The sequence below is a fragment of the Listeria sp. Marseille-Q6474 genome, assembly GCF_946902005.1.
In the GTDB taxonomy this organism is placed as follows: Bacteria; Bacillota; Bacilli; order Lactobacillales; family Listeriaceae; genus Listeria; species Listeria innocua.
The window spans coordinates 593,791-607,148 of the sequence record NZ_CAMPPS010000002.1 but is presented as its reverse complement, the minus strand read 5'-3'; the positions used below and the strand labels follow the sequence as shown (position 1 = coordinate 607,148).

Genomic DNA, 13,358 nt, shown 5'->3' with positions numbered 1-13,358 from the left:
CTATTTTTCAGGACTCACTTTTCTTAAGCTGGAAACAAAGAATCCATCGCTTCCGATATCTGTTGGTAAAAGTTGTACAAAATCGTCCTTCTTAATTTGTGCCAATTTTTCAGGAAGTACTACAGGTTCTAGTGCAAATTCTGGATGTTTTTCTAGGAATGCGCGCAAGACTGTTTCGTTTTCTTCCTTGTCAATGGTACAAGTACTATAAACTAATATACCATTTTCTTTTACTAATTGGCTAACATCATCTAAAATTGCTAGTTGAATTTCTGCTAATTTATGAATATCTTTTTCTGTTTTTGCGTATTTAATATCTGGTTTTCTGCGAAGAACACCAAATCCTGAACACGGCGCATCGACTAAAATACGGTCAAACGTTTCTGGTTCAAACATTGTGCTTGCGGTTCTCGCATCTAGATGAGCTGTACGAATGTTTAAAAGTTGTAATCTTTTGGCGGCTTGATCAATGAGTTTGGTTTTCTTTTCATGAATATCAAGTGCATGAACCATTCCAGTGCCGTGCATTTTTTCAGCTATGTGGGTTGTTTTTCCGCCTGGCGCTGCACAAGCATCTAGTACGGTTAAATTGTCTTCTAGTTGAAGCGCATAGGCTACGAGCATCGAACTTTCGTCTTGAATGCTACATTTGCCGTCTTTATAAGCTTTTGTTTCAGCTACAGACCCTTTTTCAACGAGTAAAGCTTCATCGATAAATTCGTTGCGAGTAACAGTGATACCTTGGTCATTTAATTCTTTGATTAGCTGCTCGGCGCGAATTTCCGTTTGGTTCACGCGTATACTTTGATGCGGGGCTACTAAGAATGCCAGACCAATTTCACGTAGTTTTTCGAGACCATATTGATCAGCCCATCTTCTCGCTAACCATTCCGGCAAGCTTGTTTCGACAGCGATTTTTTGTACTGGGTCTTTAATTAAATCAATACTTGGTACGCCTTTACGGATAACATTTCGTAATACCCCATTGACAAATTTCGTCACGCCTTGATGTCCAAGGTCTTTAGCAATATCGCCTGCTTCATTTAAAATCGCGTGTTCTGGAACTTTATCTAAAAAGGTTAATTGGTAAACGGACATTCTTAATAGATTTTTCACCCAGTTGTCTGGTTCTTTGTTTAGAAACGGCGCTAAGTAGTAATCAAGCGTGATTTTGCGCTGTGTGGTTCCGTATACTAATTCTGTTAAAAGCCCTTTATCAAGCGGGTTTAACTTCTGTTTTTTTAGCGCGTCATTAATTAATAAATGGCTGTATGATTGATTATTTTCGATTTTAATGATGAGTTCTAATGCAATTGCACGAACTGTTTTTTGTTTTTTCATTTATTCACCAAACCTTGTCGTCTTGCTTAGATTTCTGCCAGCACCAGACATGAATGAATGGATATCCATTTTCGGTTTTCCAGCTGGTTGGATTACTGTTGGGACAATAAGTGTGCCGTCACCTGCTACGATTTTGAGCGTTGATTTATCTGTTAAAATCGTGCCCGGTTCGCCGCTTGTTTTTGTATCTTCAAAGGTTGCTTCCCAAATTTTAAAAGGTTTTTCTTCAAGTGTCGTATAAGCAACTGGCCAAGGGGAAAGTCCACGAATTTGGTTAAAAATCGTCCGTCCTGGTTTTGTCCAATTGATTTTCTCTTGTTCTCTAGAAATATTTCGCGCGAAAGTTACTTTTTCTGGATCTTGTGCTACAGCGGTAATTTTTCCTGCTAAAAAGTCAGGTAATGTATCCATTAATAGTTCTGCGCCAAGTTTGCTTAATTTATCAAACATAGTGCCGGTGTTATCTTCCTCTGTAATAGGAATTTTGCGCTGACTTATCATATCGCCTGCATCCAATTTTTCAACCATATACATAATCGTCACGCCGGTTTCTGTTTTTCCGTCAAGCAGTGCATAATGGACCGGAGCCCCACCACGATATTCTGGTAAAAGTGATGCGTGGACATTGATCGCGCCATACTTAGGTGATTCAAGTAGCGTATTAGGTAGAATTTGACCGTATGCGGCTGTTACAAGTAAATCTGCTTCTAATGAAATAAGTTCTTCTAGCTCGCTAGATGTGCGTAATTTTTCTGGTTGATAAACTGGGATTCCTAATTCCAAAGCTGCTTTTTTTACAGGCGGTGGGGTTAAAATTCGTTTGCGTCCAACTGGTCGGTCTGGCTGTGTGACAACTGCAATCACATCATATGCATTAGCTAATTGTTCTAAAACTGGGACAGAGAATGCAGGTGTTCCCATAAAAATAATTTTTGTCATCGGTTTACTCCTTTTACATTAATACGTATGGTTGTACGTCAATCGTTATCGTTAAGCCTTTTTGTTGGTCTTTTTGATAATGGGTGATGAGTGTTTTGAGTTCTTTTTTTAAGTTGGGTTCAATTTTATATTTAATAATACATTGGTAACGATATTTGTTTTTAATTCGGGTGATAGTGCTTGGAACTGGGCCAAGAATAACGGCATCAGGACCTAACTTCCCTCGTAAAAACTGCGCCATTTCTTGGATTGTTCGAATGGCTTTCATTTCATTTTCATCGCTGACATTAATCATCGTTAAGTAATAAAATGGTGGATAAGAACCCATTTTCCTGAGCTTCATCTCGTGATTATAAAAGCCGATAAAGTCATGTTGTTTGGCAAATTCAATGCTGTAATGCTCTGGATTATAGCTTTGGACAACTACTTCGCCTGTTCGCTCATGGCGCCCTGCCCGACCACTTACTTGAGTGAGCAATTGGAAAGTTCTTTCTGAGGCGCGAAAATCAGGTAAATGAAGCATGGTGTCCGCATTTAATACGCCAACTAACGTAATATCGGGAAAATCTAGCCCTTTAGCAATCATTTGTGTTCCTAGCAAAATATCCGCTTCATGGTTCCGAAAGCTTTTGAGTAATTTTTCATGGGCGCCTTTTGTTCTTGTTGTATCTACATCCATTCGGATTACACGTGCTTCTGGAATCAGCTTCGTCAGGCTTTCTTCTACTTTTTGAGTACCTGTTCCAAAATAACGGATATGTTCGCCTTCACAGCTAGGGCAATGCTTCGGGACACGTTCTTCATGACCACAGTAGTGACATTTCATTTGGTTGCTAGACTGGTGATAAGTGAGCGAAATATCACAGTTAGGACATTCGACAACATAACCACAATCACGACACATTACAAAAGAAGAGTAACCACGACGATTTAGCATTAAAACGGTTTGTTCTTTTTTGGCAATTCGGTCTTTAATTTTCTCTAACAATTCAGTCGAAAATTCAGTGCGGTTTTCTTTACGCAATTCTTCGCGCATATCCACAACCCGAACTTCCGGCATTGCACGATCATTCACTCGGCTAGGGAGTTCAATCAATGTATAAACGCCCTTTTTCGCTCTAGCAAAAGATTCAAGAGATGGTGTGGCACTCCCGAGAACGACTGGGCATTGGTACTTTTCTGCGCGCCAAATCGCTACGTCTCTTGCATGATAGCGCGGATTATCTTCTTGTTTATAACTTGCTTCGTGCTCTTCATCAATAATAATTATTCCTAAATTTTCAAATGGTGCAAACACAGCGGAACGAGCTCCTACGACAACACGTGCTTCTTTCCGTTCGATTTTACGCCATTCATCGTATTTTTCTCCGGAAGAAAGTGCACTGTGGAGTACTGCAACTTCACTACCAAAGCGACTTTTAAAACGTTCTACCATTTGCGGTGTAAGGGAAATTTCTGGCACTAAAACGATAGCTTCTTTACCTTCTTTTAGTTTTGCTTCAATTGTTTGTAAATAGATTTCGGTTTTTCCGCTTCCGGTGACGCCGTGTATTAAGAAGGTTTCTTGCTCGGTTGCTGCAATGATTTTCTCACAGGCTAACGCTTGATCTGGTAGCAACTGGAGCGACTCACTTTTTTCAAATTGGTGATTTTCGTATGGGTCGCGTGAAATGATTTTTTCTTGGATAGTGAGTATATTTAAATCTACTAATTTTTTTATTGTTGCATCGGTTGTTTCTGCTTGTTTTTTTAGTTCTGTGGCGGCAATTTCGGTTCCTTCAAATGCTTGAAAAAATGCTAATACACGTGATTGTGCTTTGGCGTTTCTAGGCATATCTTCTATTATTTCAGCTAGTTGGTGCGGCGCTTTTAAACAGCTAACGACACGAACTTTTTTGTTTGTAATTTTATTTTTCACTTGGTAGACGACTTCCACGCTACCTTCTCTTACCCATTTGCCAATTTCTTTGAGTAAGCCGCGCGACTCTGCTACTTTCCAATCAAGTGTTTCATAGCCTTCGAATAATCGTTCTAGCGCTTCATTTTCTTCATCTAAACGCAAAAAATATTTTTCATACTTCGCCCGTAGTGCAGCTGGTAACATGGCTTGATAAGCAGAAACGCGAAAACTAAGGGTATCCTCTGCTAACCAATCACCTAGTTCCATCAATTCCTCGTTTAATACAGGCGCTAAATCCATGACTGCCTCAATACCTTTTAACTTCGGATTTTCTTCTGTTTCGCCAAGAGAAATGACAAAGCCTTGTATTTTACGATTTCCAAATGGGACACTCACTCGCATACCAGGACGAATAAGATCTTCTAAATCTTCTGGAATAAAGTAATCAAATGGACGATCCACTTGCATGGCTGGAACGTCCACAATAACTTTTGCTATATTAATCATTCGTTCACTTCCTTAAAAAGTTAGCGGCTTCTTCGATGATATGTTCTGCAACTTCTTTTTTGTCTAGTAACGGTAATGCCTCATTCGATCCATCTTTTCGGTAAAAAGTGACAATATTGGTATCTCCTGAAAAACCTGCGCCTGCTTCGCTGATATTATTTGCGACAATCATATCGGCATTTTTTGACGTGAGTTTTTTAAGTGCATTTGTTTCTAGGTTTTCTGTTTCAGCAGCAAAGCCAATTACTACTTGGTCGGCTGTTTTATTTTGGCCGATTTCAAGTAAAATGTCTTTTGTTCGTTTCATTTCAATTGTAAAATCGCCTGGTTGTTTTTTGATTTTTTGCTCTGAAACATTGGCTGGCGTGTAATCGGCTACAGCTGCGGTCATCACGAAAATATGCTGTTCGGTCTTACGTTCTAAAACAGCTTGATACATTTCATCCGCCGATTCGACGTACACCGCTTCTACGCCTGGTGGTACGGATAGGGTTTTACTTGTCGTAATAAGCGTTACATTTGCACCGTGACGTGCTGCTGATTCAGCAATACTAAAGCCCATTTTCCCTGTAGAATGATTTGTAAAGTAGCGTACTGGGTCTAATTTTTCGCGAGTCGCGCCGGCTGTTACGAGTACTTTTTTGCCTTGAAGGAGGTCTTTCTTTTCTTGAAAAAATTCTGCAATACGGAGAACGATTTTTTCGGGTTCTTCGAGGCGACCGCGGCCAACATAACCACAAGCCAAGTAACCTTCTTCTGGTTCAATAAAACGGACGCCATCTGCATATAGTCTGTTAATGTTTCGAATAACTGCTGGATGTTGAATCATATGGACGTTCATTGCTGGTGCAACCCAAACTGGCGCTTCTGTAGCTAGAATAGTCGTTGTTACCATATCATCAGCAATACCATTTGCCATTTTACCAATCAGATTTGCTGTTGCTGGTGCGACAATTACTAAATCAGCCCAGTCAGCTAAATCAATATGTGCAACCACACTAGATTTTTTTTCGTCAAAGGTGTCGGTATATACATCATTTTTGGATAATACTTGAAACGAAAGCGGTGGAACAAATTCTTGCGCATGCTCGGTCATCATGACTTTAACGTTTGCACCTGCTTGCGTTAATTTACTTGTAAGTGCGACTGCTTTATAGACAGCAATGCCACCTGACACTGCGAGTAAAATATTTTTTCCTTGCATCGATAAGTCACCTCATTTTATTATAAAAAATCATTAGTTCTATTATACCTTAAATTAAGGCAGGACAAAACCATGAAGAAACTAGATTTCTGCTTATTTTTATGATGAGTCTAACTAACAAAAAAGCCCCGCAATGAAGCGGAGCAGTTAGGCTTATTTCTCGTCGTTTTGTAAAACTAATTTTCCAGCGTGAATTTCTTCTAACGCTTTACCAACAAATTTATCAGATTGGTAGCTTGGTAATACACCTTTATCGTTTTCTAATTGCATGTAGCGCGCACGTTTAGCAGCCACAGTAACTAACGAATATTTTGAGTCGATTTTTAGCAATAAATTATCAATTGATGGATATAACATCATTGTAATCCCTCCAACATTTTTTTGTAGCGATGAATTACTCGCTCGGTTTTTAAGTGTTCTGTTTCGACAATGCCTTTGATTTTTTGTACGGCTTTTGATACGACATCATTCACCACAGCATAATCATAAGACGCCATCATTTCAATTTCTTTCTTAGCTGTTTCCATGCGTTCCTCGACAACTTCCATCGATTCTGTACCGCGCCCGATAATCCGGTTTTTAAGTTCGGATAAATCTGGTGGCGTTAAGAAAATGAAAATTCCTTCTGGCATCGCTTTTCGAACTTGCATTGCTCCTTGTACTTCAATTTCGAGAAAAATGTCTATCCCAGCGGCTAGTTTTTCCTCGACATATTCAAGCGGAGTGCCGTAATAGTTACCGACGTACTCTGCATATTCTAACATTTTTCCGTCTTTGATAGCTTGTTCAAACACTTCTCGTGAACGAAAATAATAATCGACACCGTCTTGTTCGCCTTCACGAGGAAGACGCGTTGTCATGGAAATAGAATAATCAAAACTTGTTTCCGGATCTTTAAAAACAGCTTCCCGAACAGTTCCCTTACCTACTCCAGATGGACCTGAAAGTACAATTAACAGTCCTCTTTCTGTCATCATTTCCCCTCCTGCATATCATTCCACATTTTGCACTTGTTCCCGAATTTTCTCTAGCGTCGTTTTCATTTCAACCACTTGTTCGGTGATTTTTAGAGAACTTGCTTTGGATCCAATGGTATTGATTTCGCGGTTCATTTCTTGGATAAGAAAATCCAGCTTCCGTCCAATTGGTTCTTCGAGTAAAATAATACCATAAAATTGCTTTAAATGGCTCTTAGTTCGTTCGACTTCTTCGTTAATATCTGCCTTTTCAAGTAGCATTGCGACTTCTGTAAGAACGATACTAGGATCAAATTGGTCGCCCACAACGTTTTGTAAGCGAGTTTCAATTTTTTCTTGATAATGTTTTTCTGTATTTGGAATTTCGGCTTGAATGATTTCCAAACTTGTCTCGAGTGCTGTAAGATGTTGTTTGAAATATAGCAGTAATTCTGCTCCTTCCATACTTCTCATCTCATCCAGTCGCTCGGTTGCGCGGGCAAGTGTATCTAAAACTAGTCGCTCTAGCTCGCTACTTGCTTCCACTTCTTCCTCAATAGAAAGATAGGCTTGTTCTTGAAGTAAATCGGTCATTGTAGGTAATTCTTGTAATTCATATCGAGCGCTTGCTTGTTTGATAAAACGGTAATAGCTGTCTGCGAGGTCCCAATCAATATGTAGTTCACGTTTTGAAATTTGCTCTCCTGTGATGGAAAAGAAACATTCAATTCTACCACGTTTGATTTGCTTACTTATCGTCTTTTTTAATTTTCCTTCTAAATAAGCAAGTTGTTTTGGCATCCGAAAAAGAAATTCGGAGTAGCGGTGGTTGACTGCTTTTAATTCAATGGTTACTTTGAACGCTTCAAATTCTTTCGTCGCACGCCCAAATCCCGTCATGCTTTTCACCATTTGGCAAGACACCTTTCATAACTTAAAGTTTCCTCTAAGATTACTTGAAATTTGTTCTGACTTCTTATTATACCAAAGCTACTTCATGCATACAATACATTTTCGGAATGTATGTTAAAATAGAAAGTAACTAACTCAAAAAAGGAATGAATAACTAATGGCGTTTGATGCAATGTTTTTAAAAGCAATGACAGAAGAACTTGCGGAACATGGTGAAAGTGGTCGTATTATGAAAATCCACCAACCATTTTCGCATGAACTTGTTTTATATATTCGAAAAAACCGTGAAAATAAACGTCTGCTAATTTCTTCGCACCCTAGCTATGCCCGAATTCAGTGGACAGATGATATTCCAGAAAACCCAGCAACACCACCAATGTTTTGTATGTTACTCCGGAAATATTTAGAAGGAGCAATTATTGAGTCTATCACGCAACTTCCTAATGAACGGATTTTACAATTTAGTATTCGCGGGAAAGATGATATTGGCGAAAACCGTTTTTGCGATTTATTTGTGGAAATTATGGGGCGCCACAGTAATATTACCCTTGTCGATCGTGCGAAAAATGTGATTGTCGATTGTATTAAACACGTTTCTCCAGCACAAAATAGTTACCGGACACTTTTACCGGGGGCGACTTATGTGTTACCGCCTGCAACCGATAAACTGAACCCATTCGAGGTCAATTCGGAGCAAATTCTGGATAGACTTGATTTTACGGCAGGTCGAATCGACAAACAACTCGTACAAAATTTTGCGGGATTTAGTCCATTACTCGCTCGAGAAATTGTTTTCCGTGCTGGAAATTTAACAGCCGACTCGCTTGTTTCTGCCTTTTTTGAAGTGATTAGGTTAGTGAATGAGCATTTAGGAAGTACCGCTATTCCAAACGAATGGCGGATCCAAAATAAGGAAGATTATTATTTCTTCCCGCTCCGTCATGTTGATGCTGTGACAACTGAATTCGCTAATTTAAGCGCCCTTTTAGATCATTTTTATATCGGCAAAGCGCGTCGTGACCGTGTTCACCAATTTGCACATGATTTGGAAAAACTGATTTCCAATGAACTCGCTAGAAGTAGGCTGAAAATCGAAAAACTCGAAAACACCTTACTTGAAACAGAAAAAGCGGACGTTTATCGTATCCAAGGTGAGCTTCTAACAGCCAATTTACATTTAATGGAGCGCGGAATGGAAGAAATTACCGTCGAAAATTTTTATGATGATATGAAAAAAATGACGATCCCGCTAGACTCTAGAAAAACGCCCTCTGCCAATGCGCAAAGTTACTTTAGTCGTTATCAAAAATTACGTAACGCCGTCGAAGTAGTAAAAGAGCAAATCGTACTTACTAAAGAAGAAATTTCTTATTTAGAGTCCGTTGAAGCCCAACTAGAAACTTCCGGTCCAGAAGATGTGGAAGAAATTCGCCAAGAACTAGCTGAACAAGGCTATCTTCGTTACAAACAGAAAAAAGGCAGCCGTAAAAAAGCTACTTTACCCACACCAGAAAAATATACTTCTTCGACCGGCTTATCAATTTTAGTTGGGAAAAATAATAAACAAAATGATTATTTAACGAATAAATTAGCTCGAAATAATGAATATTGGTTCCACGTGAAGGATTTACCCGGTTCGCATGTCGTGATTCAGTCAAATAATCCGGATGAGACTTCTATTACAGAGGCAGCGATGATTGCCGCCTACTACTCCAAAGCGCGTCTTTCAGCAACTGTCCCAGTCGACGGCACACTTGTAAAACACGTTAAAAAACCAAATGGCGCTAAACCTGGTTATGTTATTTACGATAATCAAACAACATATTTTGTCACACCAGATGAAACACTTGTTTTAGCGCTGAAAAATTAACGGTTCCCTCGCGGAGCCGTTTTTTCTTTCAAATTTAGGGTAGATATTATACTGACTTTACTTTTTTATTGGAAGGATGATAGACAAATGAAAATTTTATTAATTGGCGCTTCAGGTACGCTTGGTTCTGCGGTGAAAGAACGTTTGGAGAAAAAAGCCGAAGTGATTACTGCTGGTAGACATAGTGGTGATGTTACCGTGGATATAACAAATATTGATAGTATAAAAAAAATGTACGAACAAGTGGGTAAGGTAGACGCGATTGTTTCAGCAACTGGGAGCGCCACTTTTTCACCTTTAACGGAATTAACTCCAGAGAAAAATGCCGTGACAATTAGTAGTAAATTAGGTGGGCAAATTAATCTCGTTTTACTAGGAATTGACTCATTAAATGATAAAGGAAGCTTTACACTTACGACTGGAATTATGATGGAAGATCCAATCGTTCAAGGGGCTTCCGCTGCCATGGCTAACGGTGCAGTAACTGCTTTTGCAAAATCTGCGGCGATTGAAATGCCACGCGGAATTCGGATTAATACAGTGAGCCCGAATGTACTAGAAGAATCTTGGGATAAACTCGAACCATTTTTCGAAGGTTTCCTCCCAGTTCCTGCCGCAAAAGTTGCCCGTGCGTTTGAAAAAAGTGTTTTTGGTGCACAAACGGGTGAAAGTTATAAAGTATATTAATAAAAAAAAGCTCACCTCTATCGGTGAGCTGTTTTTTTTATTTTCCCCAAGTTTCTGGGTTTTTCTTCCATTCTTTCAAGGTTGCCATATCTTCAGTAGTAACGTAATTTTTATTTAAAGCGACTTCAATCAGTTCGTCATAATTTGTTAAAGTTACTAGTTTTGTATCAGATTCTTCAAGTAGTTTTTTACCTTTATCTAATCCATATGTAAAGATGGCTGCGATTCCTAGTACTTCTGCTCCGGCTTCCTCTAAAGCCTCAACTGCTTTAAGCGAACTTCCACCTGTTGAAATCAAATCTTCAATCACAACTACTTTTTGACCTTTCGTAAGTGGCCCTTCGATTTGGTTCCCTTTGCCATGTTCTTTTGCTTTTGAACGTACGTAGACCATTGGTAAATCTAGTAAATCGCTTACCCAAGCGGCGTGCGGGATTCCTGCCGTTGCGGTTCCTGCTACAACATCTACTTCGCCAAAATTTTCTTTGATTTTTTCTGCTAACGATTTAGCGATAAATTGACGAACTTTTGGAAAGCCTAATGTTAGACGATTATCACAGTAAATAGGTGATTTAATGCCGGAAGCCCAAGTGAATGGCTCGTTTGGTTTTAAAAATACCGCTTTAATTTCTAATAATTGTTCCGCAACTTGTTTTTCAATACTCATGCATTCCACTCCTTCAAAACTTGATTATATGCTGCTACTGGGTCGTTTGCTCGAGTGATAGAGCGACCAACGACGATATTTGATGATCCAATCGAACGAGCTTTTTTAGGTGTTACGACGCGGATTTGATCGTCTGTCGCATCACTTGCTAATCGAATACCTGGCGTTACGCGTAAAAAGTCAGAACCATTTTGTAGTTTAATTTCGTCTGCTTCGAGTGCTGAGCAGACAACACCATCTAGCCCTGCTTGTTTGGTTAAGTCACTGTAATGTAGCACTGATTCAAGGAGACTAGCCTTTACTAATTGTTCCTTTTGCATGTCGGTTTCACTTGTACTAGTAAGTTGTGTCACTGCGATAAGTTTTGGTCGTTTGCCACTTGTTGAACCTATTTCTAGACCTTCACGAGCAGCTTCCATCATTTTCTTTCCGCCTGATGCATGTACATTCACCATATCAACACCTAGTTTTGCCAAACCAATCATCGCACTTTTGACCGTATTTGGAATATCGTGGAGTTTCAAATCTAGAAAAATAGCATGATTTTGTTGCTTTATTTTTTCAACAATGGCTGGACCGTTAGTATAAAAAAGTTCCATACCGACTTTTACGGATAAAGATTCTCCGGAAAACTGGGCTAAAAAAGCCTCTACTTCTTGGTAAGTTTGAAAATCTAGCGCGATAATTGGTTTATTCATTGGTTTAGTAGCTCCTTTTTAAGTTCTTGTAAAGAAGAAATGCCGAGTTCGTCCATTCGTTTTGGCAGTTCGGTAATTAATTTTGGGCAAATAAAGGGATCTGTAAAGTTCATCGTTCCAACTGCGACAGCATCTGCCCCAGCAATTAAGAATTCTAGCACGTCATCAACGGTTTGCACGCCGCCCATGCCGATGATAGGAATATTACTTACAGCACGAACTTGATGAATCATCCGGATAGCAACTGGTTTAATCGCTGGTCCTGAAAGCCCACCTGTACCATTAGCGATGACTGGTTTTCTAGTTTTTAAATCAATACGCATACCGAGTAACGTATTAATCATCGTTAGTCCATCTGCCCCCGCTGCTTCAATTGCTTGCGCGATGGAAACAATATCCGCTACATTCGGTGATAATTTTACATAAACTGGCACACTTGCGACACTTTTCACGGCTTTTGTTAAACGGTGTGCTACTTCCGGATCTGTTCCAAAAGCAATGCCGCCGTGTTTCACATTTGGGCAAGAAATATTGAGTTCGATTGCTTTTACTGCTTTTGATTCCCCGATTCGGGAACAGACTTGAACATAATCGTCCTCCGTCGCACCCGCTACATTAGCAATAATCGGCGTTTCAAATTGCTCTAAAAATGGTAATTCATGGGCTAAAACATGTTCCAGACCAGGATTCTGTAAGCCAATTGCATTAAGCATTCCACTCGCGGTTTCTGCTACTCGTGGTGTGGGATTTCCAAGTCTAGGTTCTGGTGTGACTGCTTTTGCCATGATTGCACCAAGTTCATTTAAATCATAGTATTTGCTATATTCTTGTCCGAATCCAAAACACCCAGATGCTGGCATAATCGGATTTTTTAAGGATAATCCTGGAATTTCTACCGCTAATCGATTCATAAACTCACCTCATCTGCACGAAATACTGGGCCATCCTCGCACACTTTAAATTGCTTCTTCGCATCCCCAGCTTTTGGACAAACACATGCATAGCAAGCTCCTATTCCACAAGCCATTCGTTCTTCTAAAGAAAGATATGTTTTTGTTTCTGGAAAACTTGCTTTCACAGCTTGTAACATCGCTTTTGGTCCGCAACTATAGATAACGTCTGGCTCTTCTGGAAAATCTTTCGTAATATCTGTGACAAAGCCTTGTGTTCCGTATGACCCATCGACTGTCGCAATATGCACAGTGCCGTATTCTGTCATTTCTTTTTCATAAAAACTGTCTTTTTCAGATTGGAACCCGTTTACAAACGTGACTTGTACGCCTTTATCAGCTAGCTCTTTACCAAGTTGATACATTGGAGGGACACCAATTCCACCCCCGATTAAAAGAGCGGTTTTTGGTGCCGGAGTAGTATTTAGATCAAAACCTTTTCCAAGCGGACCTAACACATCGATAGAATCCCCTTCTGAAAGACTACTAAAATCTTTAGTCCCATCTCCTTCTACCCGGTATAAGAGAATGCATGTTTTTGCCGTTTTATCATAAGAACAAATACTGATCGGTCGTCTCATTAATAAATCAGAGCGACTTGGTTTTAGCATTAAAAACTGCCCCGGTGACATGTCGGCTACACATTCGCCTGATAAGATTAATTCGTATACTTTATCTGCAATTTCGGTTTGCTGAATGACTTTCATTTCCGTCTGTAACACGGTTC

At 39.6% G+C, this 13,358-nt stretch carries 12 protein-coding genes and 1 pseudogene; 2 read left to right on the top strand and 11 right to left on the bottom strand.

Annotated elements, in window-relative coordinates:
* The 7 genes from rsmB to OC533_RS13780 all read right to left on the bottom strand — a co-directional run bounded on the left by rsmB (position 1) and on the right by OC533_RS13780 (position 7,759).
* Positions 1 to 1,341 (bottom strand): 16S rRNA (cytosine(967)-C(5))-methyltransferase RsmB, encoded by a 1,341-nt coding sequence (rsmB, locus tag OC533_RS13810; RefSeq protein WP_003767441.1) that lies wholly within the window; start codon positions 1,339 to 1,341, stop codon positions 1 to 3.
* Entirely contained in the window at positions 1,342 to 2,280 is a 939-nt protein-coding gene (fmt, locus tag OC533_RS13805) for a methionyl-tRNA formyltransferase (protein WP_194323733.1), read from the bottom strand.
* 13 nt (positions 2,281 to 2,293) lie between these two features.
* A complete protein-coding gene (gene priA / locus OC533_RS13800) occupies positions 2,294 to 4,687 on the bottom strand; it encodes a primosomal protein N' (RefSeq protein ID WP_194323731.1) in 2,394 nt (797 codons plus the stop codon).
* Between the two features lie 4 nt (positions 4,688 to 4,691).
* Positions 4,692 to 5,891: a bifunctional phosphopantothenoylcysteine decarboxylase/phosphopantothenate--cysteine ligase CoaBC gene (gene coaBC, locus OC533_RS13795; protein WP_070753661.1), complete on the bottom strand. Its 1,200-nt coding sequence runs from the start codon at positions 5,889 to 5,891 to the stop codon at positions 4,692 to 4,694.
* 153 nt (positions 5,892 to 6,044) lie between these two features.
* On the bottom strand, positions 6,045 to 6,248 hold the full coding sequence (rpoZ, locus tag OC533_RS13790) for a DNA-directed RNA polymerase subunit omega (RefSeq protein WP_003762944.1): 204 nt from the start codon (positions 6,246 to 6,248) through the stop codon (positions 6,045 to 6,047).
* Positions 6,248 to 6,865, bottom strand: a complete 618-nt coding sequence (gene gmk, locus OC533_RS13785) for a guanylate kinase (protein WP_010991026.1) — start codon at positions 6,863 to 6,865, stop codon at positions 6,248 to 6,250. Before gmk ends, rpoZ begins: the two co-directional genes overlap by 1 nt.
* An 18-nt stretch (positions 6,866 to 6,883) precedes the next feature.
* Positions 6,884 to 7,759: a YicC/YloC family endoribonuclease gene (locus OC533_RS13780; protein ID WP_003762948.1), complete on the bottom strand. Its 876-nt coding sequence runs from the start codon at positions 7,757 to 7,759 to the stop codon at positions 6,884 to 6,886.
* Positions 7,760 to 7,916: 157 nt separating this feature from the next.
* Here OC533_RS13780 and fbpA point away from each other — a divergent pair, with 157 nt between their 5' ends.
* Both fbpA and OC533_RS13770 read left to right on the top strand, forming a co-directional pair.
* A complete protein-coding gene (gene fbpA, locus OC533_RS13775) occupies positions 7,917 to 9,629 on the top strand; it encodes an Rqc2 family fibronectin-binding protein FbpA (RefSeq protein WP_070753662.1) in 1,713 nt (570 codons plus the stop codon).
* 87 nt (positions 9,630 to 9,716) lie between these two features.
* On the top strand, positions 9,717 to 10,316 hold the full coding sequence (locus OC533_RS13770; protein ID WP_003769304.1) for a short chain dehydrogenase: 600 nt from the start codon (positions 9,717 to 9,719) through the stop codon (positions 10,314 to 10,316).
* Between the two features lie 37 nt (positions 10,317 to 10,353).
* Here OC533_RS13770 and pyrE read toward each other — a convergent pair whose 3' ends face one another.
* From pyrE to OC533_RS13750, 4 genes and pseudogenes are all read right to left on the bottom strand, one after another.
* Positions 10,354 to 10,983 (bottom strand): orotate phosphoribosyltransferase, encoded by a 630-nt coding sequence (pyrE, locus tag OC533_RS13765; RefSeq protein WP_194323729.1) that lies wholly within the window; start codon positions 10,981 to 10,983, stop codon positions 10,354 to 10,356.
* Positions 10,980 to 11,681 carry an orotidine-5'-phosphate decarboxylase gene (gene pyrF, locus OC533_RS13760; RefSeq protein ID WP_194323727.1) on the bottom strand — a complete coding sequence of 234 codons (702 nt, stop codon included), beginning with the start codon at positions 11,679 to 11,681 and terminating at the stop codon, positions 10,980 to 10,982. Before pyrF ends, pyrE begins: the two co-directional genes overlap by 4 nt.
* Positions 11,678 to 12,592 (bottom strand): dihydroorotate dehydrogenase, encoded by a 915-nt coding sequence (locus OC533_RS13755; RefSeq protein ID WP_033532933.1) that lies wholly within the window; start codon positions 12,590 to 12,592, stop codon positions 11,678 to 11,680. Before OC533_RS13755 ends, pyrF begins: the two co-directional genes overlap by 4 nt.
* Positions 12,589 to 13,356 (bottom strand): annotated as a pseudogene (locus OC533_RS13750) (dihydroorotate dehydrogenase electron transfer subunit); the annotation flags it as partial. The gene OC533_RS13755 and the pseudogene OC533_RS13750, both read right to left, overlap by 4 nt.
* Positions 13,357 to 13,358 lie beyond the last annotated feature (2 nt).